Consider the following 23,143-nt stretch of genomic DNA (forward strand, 5'->3'; position numbering starts at 1 on the left):
TTCTTCACACGAACGGGGGCCCACTTCGCTCGAAATTGCGCTAGGCGCCAAGCTCCAATGCGGGAGTGGCGAGGCGCTCAATGAAAATCCCGCGACTTCGGCAGCACCCTGACATTGCGCGGATGCGTGTGCTGGCGCGGCGGCATCCGGCCTTCCGTTAGCGGCCTGCGCGCCTCGTCGACCCCAGCCAATGTCCGCTGCAACAGCCCGTCCGAGAGCCGCGCCAGCTCATGCGTCCGGTCCTCGACCCGCTCGGCGACCATATGGACGATGCCTTCCGGGCTCCGTTGCAGCCGCCCCTCGAGCAGCACCAGCCGCGCGCCCATCGCCTCTCGACGATAGCGCTCGAAGGTTTTTGGCCAGAGCACGGCATTGGCGATGCCGGTCTCGTCCTCCAGCGTCATGAACATCACGCCCTTGGCGCTGCCCGGCCGCTGCCGCACGGTGATGATCCCGGCGAGCCGGCAGCGCCTGCCGTCGCGCGCATCGAGCAGGTCCTGGCAGGTCAGGGCCCGCTCGCCGGCAAAAAGCCTGCGCAGGAACTGCATCGGGTGCCCTTTCAGCGACAGGCGCAGATGCTGGTAGTCGGCCACGACCTGCTCTGAATCCTGCATCAGCGGCAGCAGGGTCCTGGGCTCAGCGCCGAGCTCGTCGCTGTCGCTGGCCTCGAAAAGCGGCAGCGGCTTGTCGTCCGGCAGCCGCCGCACCTGCCAGAGCGCCTCGCGCCGGCTGAGCCCGAGCGAGCCGAAGGCATCGGCATCGGCCAGCGCCACCAGCGCCCGCGCCGGCAATTTCGAGCGCCGCGCCAGCGCCTCGACGCTGTCATAGGACTGCCCGCGCCGCTCCGTCAGTGCCTCACCCTGTGCCTTCGAAATGCCCTCGACCTGCCGGAAGCCCAGCCGGATCGCGAACTTGCCATTCGCTCCCCGCTCAAGCGTGTTGTCGTGGTCGCTGAGATTGATGTCGGCCGGGAGGATCTCGACGCCCGCATCCTGTGCCGAGCGAATGATCTGTGCCGGGGCATAGAAACCCATTGGCTGCGAGTTGAGCAGCGCCGCATTGAAGGCCGCGGGATGCTCATGCTTCAGCCAAGCCGAGGCGTAGACCAGAAGCGCGAAAGAGGCAGCGTGGCTTTCCGGGAAGCCGTACTCGCCAAAGCCCTTGATCTGGCTGAAGCAGGCTCTGGCGAAGCCCGGATCATAACCGCGCGCGATCATGCGCCCGACCATCTTCTCCTCGAACATGTGGATGGTGCCCACATTGCGGAACGTCGCCATGGCGCGGCGCAAGCCATTGGCCTCGTCGTCGGTGAATTTTGCCGCCGCCATGGCGATGCTCATCGCCTGTTCCTGGAAAAGCGGAATGCCGAGCGTCTTTTCCAGGACCTTCTTCAGTTCGTCGCGTGGCCCATGCTCAGGCGCGGGAGAGGGATAATGGACGGGTTCTCCGTTTCGCCGCCGTAAATAGGGATGCACCATGTCTCCCTGGATCGGCCCGGGCCGCACAATCGCAACTTCAATGACGAGATCGTAAAATTTCTGGGGCCTCAGCCGCGGCAGCATGTTCATCTGGGCTCGGCTTTCGACCTGGAAGACACCGATTGCCTCAGCTCGGCAAAGCATGTCGTAGACTGACTTCTGCTCCTGCGGGATCGTCGCCAGCGTCCAGTGCTCGCCCGTATGCTGCTCAATCATGTCGAAGGCCTTGCGGATGCAGGTCAGCATGCCCAGCGCCAGGACATCGACCTTCATCATCCCGAGCGCGTCGATATCGTCCTTGTCCCATTCGATGAAGCTGCGGTCCTTCATTCCCCCCCAGCCGATCGGCACGCATTCGTCGAGCCGCCCGCGCGTCAGCACGAAGCCGCCGACATGCTGCGAAAGATGACGCGGGAAGCCGATCAGCTCGGTGGCCAGCTTCACCGCCCGCATGATCATCGGATTCGTCGGATCAAGCCCCGCCTGCCGGACATGGTTTTCCGGCAAACCATCCCCCCAGCTGCCCCAGACCGTATTGGCGAGCGCGGCGGTGACATCCTCGCTGAGCCCAAGCGCCTTGCCGACCTCGCGGATCGCGCTACGCGGCCGGTAGCAGATGACCGTGGCGCAGATGCCGGCGCGGTCACGCGTGTAGCGCTCGAAGACATATTGCATGACCAACTCGCGTCGCTCGTGCTCAAAATCGACGTCGATATCCGGCGGCTCCTTGCGTTCCTCGGACAGGAAGCGGGCGAGCAGGGAATTGCCCTCCCGAGGGTCGATCGCTGTGACGCCCAGGCAATAGCAGACAGCGGAATTGGCGGCAGAGCCGCGCCCCTGGCACAGGATCGGCTTCTCCCGTGTCTTGGCGAACTGCACGATATCGTGGACGGTGAGGAAATAGCGCGCATAGCCAAGCCGCGCGATCAACCCGAGTTCCTTGCGGATGAGGTCCTGGATGTCATGCGGGACGCCCTCGGGATAACGCTCCTTCGCGCCTTCCCAGGTCAATCGGTCGAGATGCCCCTGTGGCGTACGACCCTCCGGCACCGGCTCGTCCGGATATTCGTAGCGGAACTCGTCGAGCGAGAACCGGCAGCGTGCGAAAAACCGGATCGTCTCCGCCACCATCTCCGGCGCATCCCTGAACAGCCTTGTCATCTCGCTCGCCGGCTTGAGATGGCGCTCGGCATGAGCCTCCAGCATGCGGCCGGCCCGCTCGATCGGCACGTGCTCGCGGATGCAGCTCACCACATCCTGCAAGGGCCGTCGCTCAGGCACATGGTAGAGCACGTCGTTGATGGCGATGCAGGGCACGTGCGCCTTGGCCGCGAGCACGGCGAGCCGGTCACAGCGGCGCCGGTCGTCGCCGCGATGCGGCATGTCGACCCCGAGCCAGAGCTGGCCGCGAGCGAACTCCGTCACGCTGGCGAGAGCCGCCGTAATCTCGGCTTCCGGCCGCCGCTCCGGCATCAAGATCAGCAGCAGCCCCGCGGCGAATTCGTCGAGATCCTCGAGGGTGAGGATGCACTCGCCCTTCTTCTCGACTTTCATCTTGCCCTTGGTGAGCAGCCGGCAGAGCCGGCCATAGGCCGCCTTGTCCTGCGGATAGGCGAGCAGGTCCGGCGTGCCGTCGGCAAAGACCAGCCGGGCACCGACAGCGAATTTCAGCCCGGTCTCGGCGATGCCGGCTTCGCGCATCGCCGCATGGGCACGGACCACGCCGGCGAGCGAGTTGCGGTCGGCGATGCCGATCCCGGCCAGGCCGAGTTCCGCGGCGCGAATGACCAGTTCCTCCGGCCGCGAGGCGCCGCGCAGGAAAGAGAAATTCGAGGTTATCGCGAGTTCGGCATAGCGCGCCGGTTGCTCCACTGTGAGCGTCGCCACCTGGTTGTCGTTGATCGCGCTCATGCGAAGAGCCCATGCATGAACCAAGGCGGATGGCTGGTTCCGGGCCCGTAAAGCCCGTCCCGATAGAGCCAGAAGCGCCGTCCATCCGATTGCTCGACACGATAATAGTCGCGCGTGGGCGCGAGGCTGCCGGTCGAAATCCACCATTCGGCCGCGATCCGCTCTGGCCCCTCCGCCTTGGCGACGTCGTGCACGGCCCGGCGCCAGCGGAAACGCGTCGGCGGCCCGTCCGGGACCTCGGCCAGGACCTCGATCGGCTCCGGCCGCGTCAGCAGGCGCAAGGGCCGTTCCGGCAGATCGACAGGTTCCGGCCAGGGCGGCGCAGTGCCAAGCCCCATCATCTCGCCATAGCGCAGGGCCGGCACAGAGAGTGCGGCACGTAGCGGATCATGTGTGTCCTGCGCCAGGAACCGCCTCACCCGTTGCGGCCCGAGCCGGGCCGAGAGTGCATTGGCGACTTCGGCCAGGGCTCGCTCCGCCACAATCTCATCCACGACATCATCGCCATTCCCGGTCGCGAGCGCTGCCTGATCAGGCAGCAACGGCCCGGTCGCGCCGGCCGAGAGCCGGATCAGGTCGAAGCCGAAGCCGGGATCGAGCGGGTCGGCCAGCGCATCGAGCTTCAAGGCAAAGAGCCGGTCGATCACCCGCGGCTCGCGCACCGGCATGCCGGTCTCGACATTGATGCGACGCACCGCGCCGTCGCTTCGGAAGAAGCTCGCCTCGAACAGCTTTGCGCCCTCGCCGCGCGCTTCCAGCATCTCCGACAGACTCTGCTCCAGCCCTGAGAGCGCCAGCCGGATGCCGGCCTCATGCGCCAGCGGCTCGGCGAAGCGCCGCTCCGCCATGCAGTCCGGCAGCGGCCGGCGCGGCGTAACCGCCTCCGGCAGCCGGCCGATGGCCATGTCCAGCCTGTCCAGAAGATCGCCGCCGAAACGAGCCGCGAGCGGCGCGCGCGGTCGCGTCTCGATATCGGCAATAGAGATGAGGCCCATGCGCGCGAGCCCCTGCTGGCGCGCCGCCGCGATGCCGAGCGCCGCCGCCGGCAGCGGCAGCAGCGCCTCCCCCTCCCCGCCAGGCGCGACGATGCCGCCCCGCCCATAGCGCGCCACGGCCCGGGCCGCGCCGGGTGTGCCGGCAATCGCTGCGCGGACCGTGACAGCCTGCCGCTTCAGCCTTGTCAGGCAGTCGCGCCCCAGTTCAGCCTCGCCGCCGAAGAGATGGGCGCAGCCGGAAATGTCGAGCAGCAGCCCGTCCCCGCCGTCGAGCGCGACCAGCGGCGTATAGCGGTCGCACCAGTCGGCGATGGCTCCGAGGAGGACCGCGTCGGCAACGAGGTCCTCCTCGACCACGTCGAGGCGCGGGATCATTGCCCGCGCATCGGCAAGCGCCTTTCCCGTGACCAGACCGAGCGCTTCGGCGCGCGCATCGAGGCAGGTCAGGCGGAAGGCACCCTTCTCCTTGCCCACCACAACAAGAGGGCCAGGATCATCCGGAGACCCTCCTTGCCGCGGGCCAAGTTCCTGCGAACGCCCCCTCTGCGAGGTTGCCGGAGCGGATGCGCCCCGGCTGCGCCTGATCCGGTCGACGGGCAGGCGTGGGAACCAGAGCGACAGGAAGCGGCTCGCGGAAGCTGTACGCATGACTATCCCACTCCATCAGCCAGCGCCCCGTCGCCCCATGGCGGTTGCGCGAGACCGTGACCGCAAAGCTCGGCCGGCCCGGCCCATGCGCCCGCACCCGGCCCGCCGAAGGCGCGGCCGAAACCTCCCAGCGCGTCACCGCCGCACTGGCCGCGATGCCGTCCCCGAGCCGCAGCAGGAGCGCCGTCACCCCCGCCTCGCGCGCCGCCAGCACCAGTCGCCGGCTGGCGGTGAGGTCGAGGCAGGACGGCGCGCCGTTGAGCTCGATCACCACCGCGCCGATGCCGGAGCGCCGGTCATTGCCGCGCGGAAAGGCATCCTGAGCCGCCTTCAGCACGGCGAGCGCATCGCGCCCGCGCACCGAAAGCAGCCGCGCCGGATCGAGCCCGAAACCGGCGAGCCCCGGCGCATGCAGTTCTCCTCCCTCCACCCCGGCGGCATCCTGACGCAGCCAGACGACCGGCCGCCGTCCCAGTCGCGCCAGCAGCCCGGCGATGAAGCCGGAGGCGGCCGGCGCCTGCGACGGCGACGCGATGACCTCATGCAGCGCATGGCGCCTGAGGGGCCCCAAAGCCGCGTCGGCGGCGTCATGGCCGAGGCTGAAAGCCGCTTCCCCGCCCAGGGACGAGGCCGCGCTCTCCAGCCCGGCAATGCTCCGCCGCAGCGCGGTGACGGCCTGTTCGCTCACCTCGCCAGCTCCATATGTTCCTATTTTGTTCTTTATGACTCCGCCCCGCGGGACGAGTCAACAGAGCGTTTCCGGCTCCGTCGGCAGCCTCATGGTTAAGCGCTGGTTGCTGCTGTCACTGCCCTGTCATCTGCCGCCGATACCGCTTTGCGCACTGCTAAGGTTACAGCCTCGGACAGAGCGACCAGCCATGCCTACTGGTCGGCCTAGTCATTTTCGGACGAGAGACCGTTCATGCTGCGTATCGAAGGCCTGACCAAGCGCTTCGGCGGCAAGGCTGCCGTGGACAGCATCTCGCTGACGATCCCGAAAGGCGAGATGATCGGCGTCATCGGCCGTTCTGGAGCCGGCAAATCAACCTTGCTGCGCATGCTGAACCGCCTGGCGGAGCCGAGCGACGGACGCATCATCTGCGAGGAACGCGACGTCACCGCCCTCAAGGGCGCGGCGCTGCGGGCCTGGCGCCGCGACACCGCGATGATCTTCCAGCAGTTCAACCTGGTCGGCCGGCTCGACGTGCTGACAAATGTCCTGCTCGGCCGTCTCAACCACCGCTCCGTCCCGTTGACGCTGATCAAGAGCTTCTCACAGGACGACAAGATCCGCGCCATCGCCGCGCTCGAGCGGCTCGACATGGGCCATCTCCTCGCCCAGCGCGCCGAGACGCTCTCGGGCGGCCAGCAGCAGCGCGTCGCCATCGCCCGCGCCCTGGTGCAGGAGCCCAAGATCATCCTCGCCGACGAGCCGATCGCCTCGCTCGACCCGCGCAACACCCAGGTCGTGATGGACGCCCTCTTCCGCATCAATCGCGAGGACGGGATCACGGTCATGTGCAACCTGCACGACCTCGATATCGCTGCGAAATACTGCGACCGGCTGATCGGCATGGCCGGCGGCAAGGTCGTGTTCGACGACGTGCCGCAGGCCCTTACCCGCGAGGTCGCGGCCGAGCTCTACGGCATCGAGGCGAAGGATGCCGGCGCCGAGGCGCTCGATGCGCTCGACGCGATCGCGCTGGCCGAGGCCAAGCGCGCCAAACAGAACGTCACCTGAGCGGGCAGTCCGCCGGGAACGCCTAAGCCTGAAGTTTAGCAGCATATCCAAAGGAGCAGACCATGCTGACCCGTCGCCATACCCTCAAGCTGGCCGCCGCCGGCCTCGCCGCGAGCGCCGCCCCGGCTTTCGCCCAGGAAGACTGGAAGGCCAAGTACCCGGAGCTGATCTTCGCGATCATCCCGGCCGAGAACGCCTCGGGCGTCGTCGAGCGCTATACCCCCTTCATCAACTACCTCTCGAAGGAGCTCGGCACCAAGGTCACCCTGCGCATCGCCAATGACTATGCGGCGATCATCGAGGGCCAGCGCGCCGGCAATATCCATATCGGCATGTACGGCCCCGCTTCCTTCGCCCGCGCCCTGATGACCGGCGCCAAGATCGACGCCTTCGCCATCGAGACCAACATCGACGGCACCAAGGGCTACTACTCGGTCTTCTACGTGAAGAAGGACTCGCCCTACCAGAAGATCGAAGACCTGAAGGGCAAGAACCTCGGCCTCGTCGACCCGAACTCGACCTCGGGCAACAATGTGCCGCGCTTCGCGCTGAACAGCATGAAGATCGATCCGGAGTCCTTCTTCTCGAAGGTCGTCTATACCGGAAGCCACGAGAACGCGATCATCGCCCTGCAGCAGGGCACGGTCGACATCGCCGCCAACTGGTGGAACGACGAGCAGGAGTCGAACCTGCTGCGCATGGCCCGCAAGAACATGGCCAAGGCCGAGGACTTCCGCATCATCTACAAGTCCGAGCAGATCGTGAACTCGCCGATGGCGTATCTCACGACCCTGCCCGAGGCTCTGCGCGCCAAGATCCGCGACGCCGTCCTCAACATCGCGACCAAGGACAAGGCCGCTTTCGACAAGATCTATGAAGGCAAGCAGGGCCCGCTCGTCGCCGTCGACAACAAGGCCTACGACCCGATCATCGAGCTGAACAAGTTCGTCGACGAACTGCGCAAGAAGAAGTCCTCGTAAGACTTCACACCCTCTGCCCGTCATGGTCGTCCTCGGGCTTGTCCCGAGGATCATCCCGACCATCCACGTATTCGCCCCTCGCGGGCACAAGACGTGGATGCTCGCCACAAGGGCGAGCATGACGGGGAGCGGCGCTCCCGCCGCTGACAGATTTCCCCGGCGACGGACCGTCCATGACCCTCGCGATCGACCATAACGACCCGACCCTGCGCGGCCACGCCGAGGCTTACAGCCGCGAGATGGCGGCCAAGCGCCGCCAGACGCTGCTCGGCGCCGTGGTCTTCATCGCCTGTGTCCTGCTCGCCGCCTATGGCGCCGAGGTCGATCCGGCCAAGTTCGCCGAGAACGCCTGGCGCTTCCCGAAATATATTCTCGAGATCATGCCGACGCTGCGCCCGGCGACTTTCTTCAGCGACCTGAAGGAATGGTACTGGAACCTCAACGGCTGGCTCAAGCTGCTCTGGCAGACCCTGCTGATCGCCTATGTCGGCACCTTGCTCGGCGCCGTCGGCGGTTTCCTGCTCTGCTTCACCGCCTCCGCCAATCTCGGCTCCGGCTGGGTTCGCTGGGGCACGCGGCGCTTCCTCGAATTCTGCCGCACCGTGCCGGAGATCGTCTTCGCGCTGATCTTCGTCATCGCCTTCGGCCTCGGCCCGCTGCCCGGCGTGCTCGCCATCGCCATCCACACCATGGGCGCGATGGGCAAGCTCTTCTCCGAGGTGGTCGAGAATATCGACATGAAGCCGGTCGACGGCATGACCGCGACCGGCGCGACCTGGTGGCAGACCATCCGTTTCGCCGTGGTGCCGCAGGTCCTGTCCAATTTCGCCAGCTACGCGCTGCTGCGCTTCGAGATCAACGTCCGCGGCGCCTCGATCATGGGCTTCGTCGGCGCCGGCGGCATCGGCCAGGACCTGATCGAAGCCATCCGCAAGTTCTACTTCACCGATGTCAGCGCCATCCTGTTCCTGATCATCCTCACGGTGATGCTGATCGATTACGGCACCGAGCGCCTGCGCCACGCGCTGCTCAGCCTGGAGCACCGCCAATGAGCCTCGCCCTCTCCACCACCGAGCGCAGCGAGCTGATCGCCCGGCACCAGGGCGCGATCGACGGCTCGCTCAAGACCAAGCTCATCACGATCGGCGTCATCGCCGGCATGGTCGCGCTCTTCGTCTACGCGCTGACCACTTTCGAGCTCGATTTCTGGCGCATCATCAACGGCTTCAGCAGCCTCGGCAAATTCGTCGTGCTGATGCTGCCGCCCGATCCCGGCTCCCTCACCCGTGCCATCATCTTCGTCAAGGCGCTGTTCGAGACCATCGCCATCGCCTTCCTCGGCACCATCCTGGCGGCGATACTGGCCTTCCCGCTCGGCTTCCTCGCCGCCAAGAACGTCGTCGCCAACCGCATCGTGCATTTCCTGGCGCGGCGCTCGCTCGATACGGTGCGCGGCGTCGATGCGCTGATCTGGGCGCTGATCTGGGTCAATGTCGTGGGTCTCGGCCCCTTCGCCGGCATGCTCGCGATCATGACCAGCGATCTCGGCGCCTTCGGCAAGCTCTATTCCGAAGCGATCGAATCCGCCGACAAGAAGGCGGTCGAGGGCGTCACCTCCTCGGGCGGCAACAAACTGCACGAGATCCGCTTCGGCCTGATCCCGCAGGTCCTGCCGGTCATCGCCAGCCAGGTGCTCTACTTCATCGAGTCGAATACCCGCTCTTCGACCATCATCGGCATCGTCGGCGCCGGTGGCATCGGACTGCACCTGGCCGAGACCATCCGCACGCTCGAATGGCAGCAGGCCTCCTTCGTCATCCTGCTCGTGCTGGTCGCGGTCAGCGTCATCGACCTGATCTCGAACAGGCTGCGCTTCGCCATCATCGGCAAGCGCGCCGTCTGACCGAACGGCGGCCCGTCTGAGAGGCCGATTGAGAATTCGCTGGCGTGAGTCGGCTGGCCTGGTCGTCGAGAACCGGAGCGGAGCGGACTAATGTCCGTGAGCACCGGAAGCGCGGGCAACCGCGTCAGACGGCCGCGCCAGTAGAATTCGCAACGGCCTCTACCGGTCCTCGAACGGCTCTACGACCATCTCCATCCGCTCGCCGGCAAAAATGCCGTCGATCAGATGGATCGGCGTCAGGTCCGGCAGCGCATCGACGGCCTTCGACACCATCACCGCCGCGCCCGGCTCGACCTTCAGCAGCAGCGCCTCGCGTTCGGTCGCCAGCCGCGCCGAAAGCCGCGTCGAGAGACGCACATAATCGGGGATGCCGCTCGCCTTGAAGGCCGCGGTGATCGACGAACCGGCCTTGACCAGCACCTGGTCGAAATTCGGGAACCGCGCCACCGGCAGTAAATGGATGCCGGTGCTGACCGGAATGCCGCCGGCCAGGCTCAGCGTCTCGATCTGCCAGAGCGGCGAGCCGGTCTCGAGCCGTAGCGCCGCGCAGGCCTCGGGCTCGCCCTGCACGATCTCCGCCCCCAGCATCGAGCCCGCCACGGAAATGCCGGCCGCGCCGAAATTGGTGCGCATGCTGACACGCCGGCCAATGCGATAGGGAAAGCGCGGCGCCGTCACCTGCGTGCCACGCCCGCGCGAGACGGTGACGAGGCCGCGGTCGGCGAGATGCCGGAAGGCCTGGCGGACGGTATGCCGATGCACGCCATAGCGCTCGGCCAGCGCCAGCGAGGAGGGCAAGGTCGCGCCTTCCTGGTAGTCGCCGCGGCCGATCGCAGCCTCCAGCTCGTCGGCAATGCGCCGCCAGGCCGTCGCCGCCTCGCTGACTGTCGCATCCGTCATCAAAATTTCATCCAAAATGTATAGACCTTTTCCGTCAACGCCCCTATCTTAGTCTAGACTTTTAAGCCTGACCAGAGAGCGTCTCGATGAGCGAAACATCCACCAGGCAGCGATGGCTGGCAACGCTGGCCCGGGCCTCCCGCAGCGAGATCGAGGTTCTTGCCAGCAGACTCGGTCACGTGCCGTCCCATGAAATCCTCAAGGCGCCCGAAACCGGCACGGTCATGGTCGAGGGCCGCGCCGGCGGCGCCGGCCGCCGCTTCAACCTCGGGGAGGCGACGGTGACACGCTGCGTCGTGCGACTCGCTGATGGTGCCATGGGCTTTTCCTACGCCCTTGGCCGCGATGGTCGCAAGGCGCGCCTCGCCGCGGTGATCGACGGGCTGCTGCAAACCGAAGCCGAGAGCGGCCCGCTGCATGGCGGCATCGCCGAGCTGGCGGCGCGGCAGGAGGCGGCGCGCGAGCTCGCCTCGCGCAAGGCGGCTGCCACCAAGGTCGATTTCTTCACCATGGTCAGGGGCGAGTGATGCAGGTGACGATCTCCCCCGGCTTTTCAGATCCGGTCTTCCAGTCGCAGGCCGCCTTCCGGGCGCTGCTGAATGCACTGGCCGAGCCCGGCCTCGTTCAGCAGGTCGCGCCCGGCTTCGCCGCGCCGGAAGGCCTCGAGCCTGCCACCGCCATCGCCCTGCTGACGCTGGCCGATTACGAAACGCCGATCTGGCTGCCGCCTGCCCTGCGCGACGGACCGGCCGGCGCCTGGCTGCGTTTCCATTGCGGCGCGGCCCTGGTCGACGAACCGGCGCAGGCCAGCTTCGCGGTGATCGACGGCATGACATCCAGCCCGCTCCTTGCCGATTTCAACCCCGGCACCGATCAGTTCCCCGACCGCTCCACGACCGTGCTGGTGCAATGCGCCGCCCTGGGCGGTGGCGACAGCGTGACCCTGTCCGGCCCCGGCATCGCCGGAAGCCGCGAGATCGCCCCGACCGGTCTGCGCCCCGGCTTCTGGGCCGAGCTCACTGAGAATGCCGAGCTCTACCCGCTCGGAATCGACGTCATCCTGAGCCATGGCGAGGCCGTCATCGGCCTGCCGCGCTCGACCCAGATCGTGGAGACCCGCTGATGTATGTCGCGGTCAAGGGCGGCGAGGCCGCCATCCTCGCCACGCATGATCTCGTCGCCGAGGCGCGCCGCGGCAATGAGGCCGTGCCGGAACTCGCGGTGGCGCAGATCCGCGAGCAGATGGGGCTCGCCTGCGCCCGCGTCATGAACGAGGGCTCGCTCTACGATCCCGATCTCGCGGCGCTGGCGCTGAAGCAGTCGCAGGGCGATGCGATCGAGGCCGCCTTCCTGATGCGCGCCTACCGCACGACCCTGCCGCGCTTCGGCTCGTCCGAGCCGGTCGACACGGCGAAAATGGCGATCCGCCGCCGGGTCTCGGCGACCTTCAAGGATCTGCCGGGCGGACAGGTGCTCGGGCCGACCTATGACTATACCCACCGCCTCTTCGACTTCGCGCTGATGGACGAGGCATCGGCTCCCGCCGCACCGAATGGCGCCCGCCCTTCGGCACAGCCGCTCGACGCTTCCATGCCGCGCGTGCCCGACATTCTCGGCGCCGAAGGCCTGATGGAGCCCGAGACCCCGCCCGAGGGCGACCCGCGTCCCTTCGATCTCACCCGCGAGCCGGTCTCCTTTCCTGCCGATCGCGACGTCCGGCTCCAGGCCATGGCGCGCGGCGACGAGGGCTTCATGCTGGGCCTCGGCTATTCCGTGCAGCGCGGCTACGGCCACAGCCACCCGTTCGTCGGCGAGGTCCGTGTCGGCGAGGTCTCGGTCGAATTCGTGCCGGAGGAACTCGGCTTCGCCGTCGATCTCGGCGAGATCACCTTGACCGAATGCCAGATGGTCAACCAGTTCGCCGGCTCGAAGGACGTGCCGCCGCAATTCACCCGTGGCTATGGGCTCTGCTTCGGCCATAGCGAGCGCAAGGCGATGTCGATGTCGCTGGTCGACAGGGCGCTGAAGGCCCGCGATTTCGGCGAGGCGACGGAGTACCCGGCGCAGCAGGACGAGTTCGTGCTCTACCACTCCGACAATGTCGAGGCGGCCGGCTTCGTCGAGCATCTCAAGCTGCCGCATTATGTCGATTTCCAGGGCGAGCTCGAGCTGATCCGCCGTATCCGCAAGGAGCGCGAGGAGCGGCTGGCGCGTGAGACCCAAGCCCTGCCGGAGGCTGCAGAATGACCATCCACCAGAGCATCCCCGGCGAGGACGCCAAGCCCGCCTATAACTATGCCTATCTCGACGAGCAGACGAAGCGGATGATCCGCCGCGCCCTGCTCAAGGCGGTCGCGGTTCCCGGCTACCAGGTGCCGTTCGGATCGCGCGAGATGCCGCTCGCCCGCGGCTGGGGCACCGGCGGCATCCAGATCACCGCCGCGATCATCGGCCCGGACGACAAGCTCAAGGTCATTGACCAGGGCGCCGACGACACCACCAACGCCGTCTCGATCCGTCGCTTCTTCGAGCGCACCGCCGACGCCACGACCACCGAGGCGACGGAGGAGGCGACGATCATCCAGACCCGCCACCGCATCCCGGAGGCGCCGCTCACCACCGGGCAGATCATGGTCTACCAGGTGCCGCAGCCCGAACCGCTGCGGAAGCTCGAGCCGCGCGAGCTCGAGACCCGCAAGATGCATGCCTGGGCCGAATACGGCCTGATGCAGGTCAAGCTCTACGAGAACATCGCCCGCTTCGGCGAGGTGACGACGACCTACGACTATCCGGTCAGCGTCAACGGTCGCTACGTGATGGCGCCCTCGCCAATCCCGAAATTCGACAATCCGAAGATGCACATGTCGCCCGCGCTCCAGCTTTTCGGCGCCGGCCGCGAGAAGCGCATCTACGCCGTGCCGCCGCATACCAGCGTGAAGAGCCTCGATTTCGACGACCACCCTTTCCGCATCCAGAGCTGGACCGAGCCCTGCGGCCTCTGCGGCGCGAAGGATTCCTATCTCGACGAGGTCGTGCTCGACGATCTGGGCAACCGCATGTTCGTCTGCTCCGACAGCCATCACTGCGAGACGCGTCGTGATCAGGGCCATCGCGGCCCGATGCTCGGCGACGCCTCGACGCTTCACCTCGTAGACGAGGCGAAGTCATGAGCGCGATCGCTACATATCACACCCCGTCATTGCGCGAAGGCGCAGCCGACGAAGCAATCCAGGGGGTTTCGCGCAATCCCCCCGGAGTGCTCCGCTGGGTTCGCAATGACGGATGGCAATCGGCGCAGGAAACCAGACCATGACGATGCATGTCGCCCCCCCCGACGCCGCCCTCGATCCCGATCCGCTGCTCTCGGTCGCCGGTGTCAGCCGCTTCTATGGCGAGCGCATCGGCTGCGCCGACGTCTCCTTCGACCTCTGGCCGGGCGAGGTGCTCGGCATCGTCGGTGAATCCGGCTCGGGCAAGTCGACCCTGCTGCGCTGCCTCGCCGGCATCGACAAGCCGGATGCCGGCGAAGTGCTGTTCAGGAGCGCAAGCGAGCCCCTCGACATCTACTCGGTCTCCGAGCAGGAGCGCCGCCGCCTGATGCGCACCGCCTGGGGTATCGTCCACCAGAACCCGCGCGATGGACTGCGCATGGACGTCTCGGCCGGCGGCAATGTCGGCGAGCGCCTGATGGACAATGGCGCGCGCCATTACGGCCAGATCCGCGAGACCGCGCTCGACTGGCTCTCCCGCGTCGAGATTTCCGGGAACCGCATCGACGACCGCCCGCGCCAGTTCTCGGGCGGCATGCAGCAGCGCCTGCAGATCGCCCGCGTGCTGGTCTCCGAACCGAAGCTCGTCTTCATGGACGAGCCGACCGGTGGACTCGACGTCTCCGTGCAGGCCCGCCTGCTCGACCTGCTGCGCGTGCTCGTCCGCGATCTCGGCCTGGCCGCCATCATCGTCACGCATGATCTCGCGGTCGCGCGCCTGCTCACCGACCGGCTGATGGTGATGAAGGACGGTCTGGTCGTCGAGCAGGGCCTGACCGACCAGGTGCTCGACGATCCCCAGCACGCCTACACGCAACTGCTCACCTCGGCGGTGCTGAGCGTCTGAGCGTCACACTCGCGTCACCCCTAGCCCGCAAGGCATTGCGATCATGACCACGATGATTCTCGTCGAAAACGTCGCCAAGACCTTCACCCTGCACAATCAGGGCGGAGTGCGGCTGCCTGTCTTCGACAATGTCAATTTCTCGGTCGAAGCCGGCGAAGCGCTGGTGCTGGCCGGCGCTTCCGGCGCCGGCAAGTCGAGCCTCCTGCGCATCCTCTACGGCAATTACCGCCCGACGGCTGGCTCGATCAGCATCACCCATGCCGGCCGCGCCATCGACATCGTCGCGGCCGTGCCGCGCACGGTGCTCGATATCCGCCGCCGCACGCTCGGCTTCGTCTCGCAGTTCCTGCGCGTCATCCCGCGCGTCTCCGCCCTCGACATCGTCCGCGACCCGCTGCTCGCCCGCGGTGCCTCGGCCGAGGAGGCGAGCGAGCGCGCCAAGGCGATGCTGGCAAGGCTCAACCTGCCGGAGCGGCTCTGGCATCTCGCGCCCGCGACCTTCTCAGGCGGCGAGCAGCAGCGCGTCAATATCGCGCGCTCCTTCGTCGATCCCTCGCCGATCATGCTGATCGACGAGCCGACCGCCTCGCTCGACGCCGCCAATCGCGACGTCGTCGTCGAGCTGATCAGCGAGGCTCGTGCAGCCGGCTCAGCAATCGTTGGCATTTTTCATGACGAGGCGGTACGGGAGCGCGTCGCCACCCGCTATCTCGACATCACCGATTTCAGGAAGGCTGCCTGATGCAGACCGTTCTCACCAATGCCAGGCTGATCCTCGAGAACGAGGTCGTGACCGGCACCATCGCCTTCGACGAGAACGGCATCAGCGCCGTCGACCAGGGCACCTCCGCGCTGCCGGGCGCCATCGACGTGCAGGGCGACTATGTCGCGCCCGGCCTCGTCGAGATGCACACCGACAACATGGAAAAGCACTTCATGCCGCGCCCGAAGGTCTTCTGGCCGAATGGGCTGGCGGCAGCGCTGGTCCATGACGCGCAGATGGCCGCGGCCGGCGTCACCACCGTCTATGACGCGATCTGCGCCGGCACGCCCTTCTCGGCCAAGGATTACCGCAAGGACATCTTCGCCGACGTGATGAACTCGCTGCGGCACGGCATCGCCGAGAACGTCTTCCGCATCGACCACCGCATCCACATGCGCTGCGAACTGACCAGCCCGGACCTGCTGCGCGATATCGAGCCCTATCAGGACGACAGCCTCGTCCAGCTCGTCTCGCTGATGGACCACACGCCCGGCCAGCGCCAATGGCGCAATATCGAGCACCTGCGCACCTATTCGATCGGCAACGGCAAGACCGAGGCCGAGTTCGAGGAGGATATCATCGTGCGCCAGCGCGAGGGCGCCGAGAATGTCGGTCGCAACTGGAGCGCCGTGGTCGAGATGTTCCAGAGCCGCGGCATCCCGATCGCGACGCATGACGACACCACGCTCGACCATGTCGAGGCCGGCATCGCCTCCGGCGCCGTGATCTCCGAATTCCCGACGACGGTGGAAGCGGCCGAGGCCGCCAAGCAGCGCGGGCTCGCCACCATTGCCGGCGCGCCCAATGTCGTGCGTGGTGGCTCGCATTCCGGTGGCGTCTCGGTCGCCGAGCTCGCCGAGAAGGGCCTGCTCGACGGGCTCTCCTCCGACTATGTCCCCGCCAGCCTGCTCCAGGCCGTGCTCAAGCTGCACGACAAGCACGGCGTCAGCCTGCCGGAAGCGATGGGCATGGTGACCTGGAAGGTCGCCGATATCCTCGGCCTCAAGGATCGCGGCCATCTCAAGCCGGGCCTGCGCGCCGATCTCGTGCGCTTCAGGGCGCTCGGCGCGACCCCGGTGCTCTCCGGCGTCTGGTCGAAAGGCGAGCGCGCATTTTGACCGCACCGCGCTACGCCCTCTACTACGCTCCCGCCGCCGAAAGCGCCCTCTGGCGCTTCGGCAGCGCCGTGCTGGGCTATGACGCGATCACCGGCGAGGACATTCCCGCCCTCGTGCCGCCGGGCTGCGATCCGGCGCATTGGCCGGGGCTGACCGAGGAACCACGCCGCTACGGCTTCCACGCGACCCTGAAGGCGCCCTTCGAGATCGCCAGCGGCCGCAGCGAGGGCCAGCTTCGTGCCTTCGCCCATAACTACGCCGCCGGGCTCGAGCGCGTGCCGCTGCAAGGCCTGAGCGTCGCCGCGCTCGGCTCCTTCGTCGCGTTGACGCCTTCGGCCGAGAGCAATGCGCTACAGCGCTTCGCCTTCGCGCTGGTCCAGGCTTTCGAGCCTTTCCGCGCGCCCTTGAGCGAGGCCGATCGCCAGCGTCGCCTGAAGCACCCGTTGACCCCGGCGCAAAGCGCCTATCTCGAAGCCTATGGCTATCCCTATGTCGGCGACGCCTTCCGCTTCCACATGACGCTGACCGGCTCGCTGCCGCATGAGAAGGTCGCGCCGGTGAAGCAGGCTCTGGCCCAGACCTATGCCGAAAAGATCGAGGCGAAGCCCGTCGCGATCGACCGCATCGCGCTGTTCAAGCAGGAAAGCCGCAACAGCCGCTTCCGCCTGCTCGATTCGTTCATGTTGTCCTAGGGCTGGATGCGACCTGGCAAGACCTGCTCCCGCCCTGCCCGTCCAGTGAAAAGGATCGGGTTTCGGAGGCTGCTATCCCCGTCCCCGTCATGGTCGGGCCTGTCCCGACCATCCACGTCTTCGCTTATCGCGGATAGCGTTCAAGACGTGGATGCTCGGCACAAGGCCGAGCATGACGGCGGAAGGCCAGCCTTCCAACCGGGTGCTCCCCTATGCGGCACGCTGGAGCAGCCTTTGAGGGACGAGGGCTTAGCTCACCCCGAGCGGACTCAGTCCCTTCAGCAGCGCGACGAATTCATTAGCCGCCTCAGCAACACTGCGATCATTCTGGATGGCGACGAGTACGGCCAGCTCGGTCCGCAGCGGAGCCTCGCGCGCCAGCCGCGCCGCGATATCCGCCTCACTCTCGCGGCCACGCATTGCGAGCCGCTTCGCCAGGACTTCGTTCGGCGCGGTGATGTTCACGACGACACTGCGCGGCGCCAGCCGCTCCGCAGCCGGAATCTCGCCGCGCGAGATATTGACGATCACCACCTGGCCGCGCGCGATGCCACCCAGCGCGGCAGCCGGAATGCCGTAGCAGAGCCCATGTGCGCGCCAGCTCAGCGCCAGTTCGCCGCGCGCCTCGGCGGCAGCGAATTCGGCCTCGGCGCAGCTGTCATGGTCTTCCGCGCCGGCCATGGCCGGCCGCGTGATCAGGCGGCGCACAAAGGCAAAGCGCCCGTCGCCGGCCAGAGCCGCGCGGGCCGCATCCATCAGCGTGTCCTTGCCGGCGCCGGACGGCCCGACCACCAGGACGAGCGCCCCTTCCCCTTCAGCCGGCTGAGCCACCGGCAAGACCAGACCGTGAGAGGATGACGACATGGCGGGCAAGAAACTCGGACTTGAACCTGTGATCGACCCGACCGCCAGGGTGCGGCAGGCAACGCTCGGACGCTACACCGAAATCGGCGCGCGCACCTCTTTCGCCGAGTCGACGCTGGGGGACTACTCCTATGTCGTGAACGACGCCGATGTCATTTACACGACGATCGGTAAATTCTGCTCGATCGCGGCCCATACCCGCATCAATCCCGGCAACCACCCGATGATGCGGGCGAGCCAATCGCATTTCAGCTACCGCTCCTCCGCCTATTTCGACGATGCCGAGGATGATGCCGATTTCTTCGCCTGGCGCCGCTCGACGCCCGTGACCATCGGCCATGACGTCTGGATCGGCCATGGCGCCATCATCCTGCCCGGCCGCTCGATCGGCACCGGCGCCGTCATTGCCGGCGGCGCGGTCGTCACCAAGAACGTGCCGGACTACGTCATCGTCGCCGGCAATCCGGCCAAGCCCGTCCGCCGCCGCTTTCCGGAAGCCATTGCCGAGCGGCTGAAGGCACTCGCCTGGTGGGACTGGGATCACCAGCGGCTGCACGCGGCCTTGCAGGATTTCCGCACGCTCAGCGTGGAGGCGTTCCTGGAGCGCTATCAGGCGCAATAGCGCAGCAGCCGCCCCGGAGCGGCAGCGCCGGAGACGTCAAATTCCTTTACGTCATGGGGCGGGAATTGGCTGGTTGTTAACCATCTTTGACCGATGGTTCGGGCCAGGCGCCGAGGGGGTTTCGGCGCATTGGCTTCGGGGCTACCAGCTATGACTAAGACCGATGATCTCGCACGCCGGCTCGACTTCATGAAGCTCGGGCCGGACGCCCTGCAGCGCATTCGCGCCGTCGAGCCGACGCTGCGCGAAGCCCTGCCTGGCGCGCTCGAGGCCTTCTACGCGCAGGTCCGGGCCTTTCCCGAGACCAGGGCCTTCTTCAACAGCGATGCGGTGATGGAAAGCGCCAAGAAGCGCCAGCTCGCGCATTGGGGTGCCATTGCCAACGCCAGGCTCGACCAGAATTTCGTCCATAACGTCACCGGCATCGGCGAGGTCCATGCCAAGATCGGCCTGGAGCCGCGCTGGTACATCGGCGGCTACGCCCTGCTGCTCGAGCAGCTCATCACCAAGGTGCTCGAGGCCGGCTGGCCGAAAGGCCGCTTCGGCGGCAAGGCGGCCGGCGCCGAGGAGCGCGCCGCCGAGATCGGCGCCCTCGTCAAGGCGACGCTGCTCGATATGGACTATGCGATCTCGACCTACCTGACCGCGTCCGAGGCCGCCCGCCGCGAGATCGAGGCCAAGGCCCATGCCGCCGAGCAGGCCAAGGCGCAGGAGCGCGACAAGGTCGTCTCCTCCGTCACAGCCGCCATGGCCGCACTCGCCGAAGGCGACCTGACCTATCGCATGAGCAACGAGATCCCGGCCGAATACGCCCAGATCCGCGACCATTTCAACAACGCCCTGGCCAGGCTCGGCGAGATGGTCTCGACCATCAAGACCGGCTCCTCCGCGATCGCGTCCTCGGCCCAGGAGATCAATTCCGGCGCCGAGGATCTCTCCTCCCGCACCGAGCAGCAGGCCGCTGCGCTGGAGGAGACCGCCGCCACCACCGAGGAGCTCGCGGCTTCGGTCAAGACCTCGGCCCAGTCCTCGCGCGACTCGCTGGCGCTCGCCGACGATGCCGCAGCCGTCGCCCGCACGGGCGGCACGATCGTGAAGGACGCGATCGAGGCGATGGTCCGCATCGAGCAGGCCTCGCAGAAGATCTCCGAGATCACCACGGTGATCGACGGCATCGCCTTCCAGACCAACCTGCTGGCGCTCAACGCCGCGGTCGAAGCAGCCCGCGCCGGCGATGCCGGCAAGGGTTTTGCGGTCGTCGCCGCGGAGGTCCGGGCGCTGGCCCAGCGCTCCGCCGGCGCCGCCAAGGATATCACCGCGCTGATCGGCTCCTCCGATGCGGAGGTCGCCGAAGGCGTCCGCCTGGTCCGTCTCGCCGGCGAGACGCTGGAGAAGATCGTTGACGCGTCGGTGCGCGTCTCGGCCACCGTCAACGACATCGCCTCGGCGGCCGGCGAACAGGCCAACGGCATCGACGAGATGAGCCAGACCGTCAGCCACATGGACGAGATCACCCAGAGCAACGCGGCGCTCGCCGAGCAGAGCGCGGCTTCCGCTCGCACCCTGCTCGACCAGATCGCCAGGCTGAACCAGCTCGTCTCCGCCTTCCGGATCGCCGACGCCGGCCGCATGGCCGCAGCACCGCGCGCGCCGGAGCGTCGCCGCGCCGCCTGATCAGGCGGAGAGCGCCGTCGGCGCCAGGCAGGCTTCGCAGACCGCCGCGACATGGCGGTGGTCCGTGCCGCAGCAGCCGCCCAGGATGCGCATGCCCGGGAAGTTGCGGCGGAGGGCCTGGTAGCGCCGGCCGAGATCGGCCGGATCGCCCTCGTCCAGCACCTCCGACTCGTCGAGCTCGGCATGGCTGCGCGCCGAGGCATTGGCGCGCACGCCGTGCACGCGCTTGATCCAGCCCTCGCCTGCCTCCAGCGCCTGCTCGAAATGTGTCGGATGGGCACAGTTGATCATGTAGTAGAGCGGCGCGCCGCCGGTCTCGTCATCGACGATCTCGACAGCCTCGCGCAGGCTGCGGCCGGTCACCAGCCGGCCATCGGTCTCGACCGTAAAGGAGATGGCGCAGGGCATGTCGTGCTCCTTCGCCGCCAGCGCGACGCCGATCGCCTCCTCGACATTGCTCAGCGTATAGGCCGCCACCATGTCGGCCGCGCTGTCGGCGAAGGCGGCGATCTGGGCGCTGTGATAATCCTGCGCCTCGACCGCGCCCATGAAGCCGGCCTTGTAGCCGTCGCCGCGCGGTCCGATCGCGCCCGAGATCACGCAGGGCATCGAGGGCGTCTCCCAGCCCGAGCGCAACTCCTCCAGCACCCGGATCGATGCCTGGTTCGCCGCGCGCAGGGCGTCCGGCCCGTAGCCGAGCTTCGCGCCCCAGTCCGGATTGGCCCGCCAGGTCGCACTGTCCAGCACGAAGCCGACGCCGCGCCCGCGCGCGATCGCCAGATAGCTCTCGTAATAGGCCTTGAGATGCGCCCTGCCCGCTTCGTTCGCGAGCAGGACGAAGGAGGCGAAATGCGGCAGCTCCAGCCCATCGTGGAAGATGAACGTCGTCTCCATGCCGCCATCGCTGAGGAAAAGCCCACCCTGCATTTGCGGCAGGGACTGACGATACTTGGCCATGAAAGGTCTCCCTGAAATCGGTTTGCACCCGGCTCGGTACCCCATCGCGGTGCCGTCGCCGGACCGCCCCGGTTATCTCCAGATCGACCGTCCTAAACTAGAAAGCTCGTGGTACTGTGCCGCAGATCACGGAAAAGGCGGGCCGTTTCAACGGGTTGGGCGAGTGATAGCGCACCGCAGCAGGGCTCTGTCAGGAGCGTCGCCGCGCGAAACAGCACCAGTGGTACAGTTTTCGAAGGGTTCGCCGTAAGCAAGTGCATCGCAACTGCGCAAGGACACGACGAATGGCAACCCGCTCCCAGGTCGTTCGTCAAGAGGTTGCCTTTCGCCGCACTCGACCAGTGCCGCAACGAGGCTAGTCGTCCGGAGTTGTCGCAAACCAATCGCAAATGCGCTATGGTCTGGCAGTCCTGTCACCACCCGTCGGCGGATCAGCTGCGAAGCCGCGAGGAGAGGTTTGCATGACCACTGTCCTAATGTGCCGTCGCAGCCTCATCGCGGCCGGTGGATCCTTCCTGGCGACCGGCCTTCCGGGGCTGCTGTCGCTCGCCCGCGCCGAAGGCCTCGCACCGACCCCATCGATGTCTGGTGGTGCCAACAACTATCGCAAAGGTGCACCGATCGTGGACCGGATCGGCAAGGGTGGCTTTTGGATGAGTGGCACAGTTCGCCGCTCGGGCGACGGGGCTCCACTTGCCGGGCAGCGCATCCAGATCTGGGCGCATACGACCGAGGGCCAGGAGCACGAACTGCAAAGTCATGGCGCCACGCTGACCGATAAGAACGGCGGGTTCCGTCTTGAGATGCCTCAGATTGTTCCGGTTTTTGGCCAACCGCATGGCCACCTCGCCTATGACAGTGGCGAGTTTCATACCGTGTTCCTGCGCCCGGTGATGCGAAGCGCAAAGGACAAGAGCCTCGAGGCTCACTTCATCCTTCAGCCGGTCTGATCGGACTCGAAAAAAGAATGAGAGTTGCCCGGGCGACGCTGATCTGGGCAGCCCTTGTGGCGGCTATATGCGCGCCAATCGCCTTCGCGGCGGCAAGTCCTCTGCATGCCTGGCGCGGTTCGGTCTACATAATCGCCGGATTTGCAGGGATCTTCGCGCTAGCTCTGGTCCTTCTTCAACCCCTGCTGATCGGCGGCTACCTCCCAGGACTCCCGGGTTATCGTGGACGGCGCGCCCATCACTGGATCGGAGTGGTGCTTGCCGTAGCGGTTGCGATCCATGTCGGGGGGCTTTGGATCAGTAGCCCGCCCGACATGATCGATGCCCTTCTGTTCTCATCGCCAACACCCTTCTCCACTTGGGGGGTGATCGCCATGTGGGCGATCTTCGCTGTTACGATTCTGGCTGCGCTCCGCCGGAAGGTGGGACTGTCGCCGTCAACGTGGCGCCTCGCTCATATGGTCCTCGCGGTCATCATTGTCGTAGGCGGTGTCGTCCATAGCCTGCTGATCGAGGGGACGATGGAAACGATGTCGAAGGCGGCCCTGTGCGCACTCACGCTCGCGGCGGCCATAAAGGTCATGATCGACCGGCGTGTTTGGAGACGGCGAGCAACCTCTCGCGGAGGCAATCTTTCGAAAGGATAGTGCGTCGTGTAGGCGAGCGAGCCGATATGTTCGCCGCGGCCCCATCACCTTCGCAATCGCCTGGGCAGCGAGCCCCAATCGCTCGAAAGCTGCCCGCTTCCATGGGCCTCGCAGCAATTGCCCCTGCCCCGCGGGGTTGCACGATGCAGATGGCGCGTTCGCGTTGCTCCACCTCTCGAAAATG

The 23,143-nt window shown here is 66.8% G+C and carries 22 protein-coding genes; 16 read left to right on the top strand and 6 right to left on the bottom strand.

Annotated elements, in window-relative coordinates; genetic code table 11:
* Window positions 1-77: 77 nt before the first annotated feature.
* From EV560_RS04025 to EV560_RS36205, 3 genes are read right to left on the bottom strand one after another with little or no spacing between them, the layout of a single operon-like run.
* The gene (locus EV560_RS04025) at window positions 78-3,389 is read right to left on the bottom strand and encodes an error-prone DNA polymerase (protein WP_131854207.1); all 3,312 of its coding nucleotides are present in this window, start codon (window positions 3,387-3,389) and stop codon (window positions 78-80) included.
* Complete coding sequence (locus tag EV560_RS04030) at window positions 3,386-4,858, bottom strand: DNA polymerase Y family protein (RefSeq protein WP_248311875.1); 1,473 nt, start codon at window positions 4,856-4,858, stop codon at window positions 3,386-3,388. Before EV560_RS04030 ends, EV560_RS04025 begins: the two co-directional genes overlap by 4 nt.
* Before the next feature lie 19 nt (window positions 4,859-4,877).
* Window positions 4,878-5,720, bottom strand: a complete 843-nt coding sequence (locus tag EV560_RS36205; RefSeq protein WP_248311876.1) for an ImuA family protein — start codon at window positions 5,718-5,720, stop codon at window positions 4,878-4,880.
* Between the two features lie 234 nt (window positions 5,721-5,954).
* Here EV560_RS36205 and phnC point away from each other — a divergent pair, with 234 nt between their 5' ends.
* The 4 genes from phnC to phnE (EV560_RS04055) all read left to right on the top strand — a co-directional run bounded on the left by phnC (window position 5,955) and on the right by phnE (EV560_RS04055) (window position 9,656).
* Window positions 5,955-6,773 (top strand): phosphonate ABC transporter ATP-binding protein, encoded by an 819-nt coding sequence (phnC, locus tag EV560_RS04040; RefSeq protein ID WP_131854211.1) that lies wholly within the window; start codon window positions 5,955-5,957, stop codon window positions 6,771-6,773.
* A 62-nt stretch (window positions 6,774-6,835) separates the two neighbouring features.
* A complete protein-coding gene (gene phnD, locus EV560_RS04045) occupies window positions 6,836-7,753 on the top strand; it encodes a phosphonate ABC transporter substrate-binding protein (RefSeq protein ID WP_131854213.1) in 918 nt (305 codons plus the stop codon).
* A gap of 173 nt (window positions 7,754-7,926) precedes the next feature.
* On the top strand, window positions 7,927-8,805 hold the full coding sequence (gene phnE / locus EV560_RS04050; protein WP_131854215.1) for a phosphonate ABC transporter, permease protein PhnE: 879 nt from the start codon (window positions 7,927-7,929) through the stop codon (window positions 8,803-8,805).
* On the top strand, window positions 8,802-9,656 hold the full coding sequence (gene phnE, locus EV560_RS04055) for a phosphonate ABC transporter, permease protein PhnE (RefSeq protein ID WP_131854217.1): 855 nt from the start codon (window positions 8,802-8,804) through the stop codon (window positions 9,654-9,656). Before phnE (EV560_RS04050) ends, phnE (EV560_RS04055) begins: the two co-directional genes overlap by 4 nt.
* A 159-nt stretch (window positions 9,657-9,815) precedes the next feature.
* Here phnE (EV560_RS04055) and phnF read toward each other — a convergent pair whose 3' ends face one another.
* Window positions 9,816-10,556, bottom strand: a complete 741-nt coding sequence (gene phnF, locus EV560_RS04060; RefSeq protein ID WP_131854219.1) for a phosphonate metabolism transcriptional regulator PhnF — start codon at window positions 10,554-10,556, stop codon at window positions 9,816-9,818.
* Between the two features lie 86 nt (window positions 10,557-10,642).
* On the opposite strand from phnF, the gene phnG reads away from it, so the two are divergent.
* The 8 genes from phnG (at window position 10,643) to EV560_RS04100 (ending at window position 17,245) form a co-directional block, all read left to right on the top strand.
* The gene (phnG, locus tag EV560_RS04065) at window positions 10,643-11,083 is read left to right on the top strand and encodes a phosphonate C-P lyase system protein PhnG (RefSeq protein ID WP_131854221.1); all 441 of its coding nucleotides are present in this window, start codon (window positions 10,643-10,645) and stop codon (window positions 11,081-11,083) included.
* Window positions 11,083-11,679 (top strand): phosphonate C-P lyase system protein PhnH, encoded by a 597-nt coding sequence (gene phnH / locus EV560_RS04070; protein WP_131854223.1) that lies wholly within the window; start codon window positions 11,083-11,085, stop codon window positions 11,677-11,679. Before phnG ends, phnH begins: the two co-directional genes overlap by 1 nt.
* Window positions 11,679-12,803, top strand: coding sequence for a carbon-phosphorus lyase complex subunit (locus tag EV560_RS04075; protein WP_131854225.1), 1,125 nt, complete (start codon window positions 11,679-11,681; stop codon window positions 12,801-12,803). Before phnH ends, EV560_RS04075 begins: the two co-directional genes overlap by 1 nt.
* A complete protein-coding gene (locus tag EV560_RS04080) occupies window positions 12,800-13,726 on the top strand; it encodes an alpha-D-ribose 1-methylphosphonate 5-phosphate C-P-lyase PhnJ (protein WP_131854227.1) in 927 nt (308 codons plus the stop codon). Before EV560_RS04075 ends, EV560_RS04080 begins: the two co-directional genes overlap by 4 nt.
* A gap of 145 nt (window positions 13,727-13,871) precedes the next feature.
* Window positions 13,872-14,672, top strand: coding sequence for a phosphonate C-P lyase system protein PhnK (gene phnK / locus EV560_RS04085; RefSeq protein ID WP_131854723.1), 801 nt, complete (start codon window positions 13,872-13,874; stop codon window positions 14,670-14,672).
* Between the two features lie 43 nt (window positions 14,673-14,715).
* Window positions 14,716-15,414, top strand: coding sequence for a phosphonate C-P lyase system protein PhnL (gene phnL / locus EV560_RS04090; RefSeq protein WP_131854229.1), 699 nt, complete (start codon window positions 14,716-14,718; stop codon window positions 15,412-15,414).
* Window positions 15,414-16,553: an alpha-D-ribose 1-methylphosphonate 5-triphosphate diphosphatase gene (locus tag EV560_RS04095; RefSeq protein WP_131854231.1), complete on the top strand. Its 1,140-nt coding sequence runs from the start codon at window positions 15,414-15,416 to the stop codon at window positions 16,551-16,553. Before phnL ends, EV560_RS04095 begins: the two co-directional genes overlap by 1 nt.
* Window positions 16,550-17,245: a DUF1045 domain-containing protein gene (locus tag EV560_RS04100; protein ID WP_248311877.1), complete on the top strand. Its 696-nt coding sequence runs from the start codon at window positions 16,550-16,552 to the stop codon at window positions 17,243-17,245. The genes EV560_RS04095 and EV560_RS04100 overlap by 4 nt, the downstream gene beginning before the upstream one ends.
* Before the next feature lie 249 nt (window positions 17,246-17,494).
* Here the strand turns inward: EV560_RS04100 and phnN are convergent, their stop codons facing one another.
* On the bottom strand, window positions 17,495-18,109 hold the full coding sequence (gene phnN / locus EV560_RS04105) for a phosphonate metabolism protein/1,5-bisphosphokinase (PRPP-forming) PhnN (RefSeq protein ID WP_131854235.1): 615 nt from the start codon (window positions 18,107-18,109) through the stop codon (window positions 17,495-17,497).
* On the opposite strand from phnN, the gene EV560_RS04110 reads away from it, so the two are divergent.
* The gene (locus tag EV560_RS04110) at window positions 18,108-18,731 is read left to right on the top strand and encodes a DapH/DapD/GlmU-related protein (RefSeq protein WP_131854237.1); all 624 of its coding nucleotides are present in this window, start codon (window positions 18,108-18,110) and stop codon (window positions 18,729-18,731) included. The genes phnN and EV560_RS04110 overlap by 2 nt on opposite strands.
* A gap of 150 nt (window positions 18,732-18,881) precedes the next feature.
* A complete protein-coding gene (locus EV560_RS04115; RefSeq protein ID WP_165923306.1) occupies window positions 18,882-20,405 on the top strand; it encodes a globin-coupled sensor protein in 1,524 nt (507 codons plus the stop codon).
* Here EV560_RS04115 and EV560_RS04120 read toward each other — a convergent pair whose 3' ends face one another.
* Entirely contained in the window at window positions 20,406-21,362 is a 957-nt protein-coding gene (locus EV560_RS04120; protein ID WP_131854241.1) for a homocysteine S-methyltransferase family protein, read from the bottom strand.
* 461 nt (window positions 21,363-21,823) lie between these two features.
* Between EV560_RS04120 and EV560_RS04125 the strand changes: the two genes are divergently transcribed.
* Together EV560_RS04125 and EV560_RS04130 are read left to right on the top strand one after the other, a co-directional pair.
* Window positions 21,824-22,312 carry a peptidase associated/transthyretin-like domain-containing protein gene (locus tag EV560_RS04125; RefSeq protein ID WP_131854243.1) on the top strand — a complete coding sequence of 163 codons (489 nt, stop codon included), beginning with the start codon at window positions 21,824-21,826 and terminating at the stop codon, window positions 22,310-22,312.
* 17 nt (window positions 22,313-22,329) lie between these two features.
* Complete coding sequence (locus tag EV560_RS04130; RefSeq protein WP_131854245.1) at window positions 22,330-22,959, top strand: ferric reductase-like transmembrane domain-containing protein; 630 nt, start codon at window positions 22,330-22,332, stop codon at window positions 22,957-22,959.
* Window positions 22,960-23,143 lie beyond the last annotated feature (184 nt).

Source organism: Allobosea sp. BK604 (genome assembly GCF_004341515.1).
GTDB lineage: Bacteria > Pseudomonadota > Alphaproteobacteria > Rhizobiales > Beijerinckiaceae > Allobosea.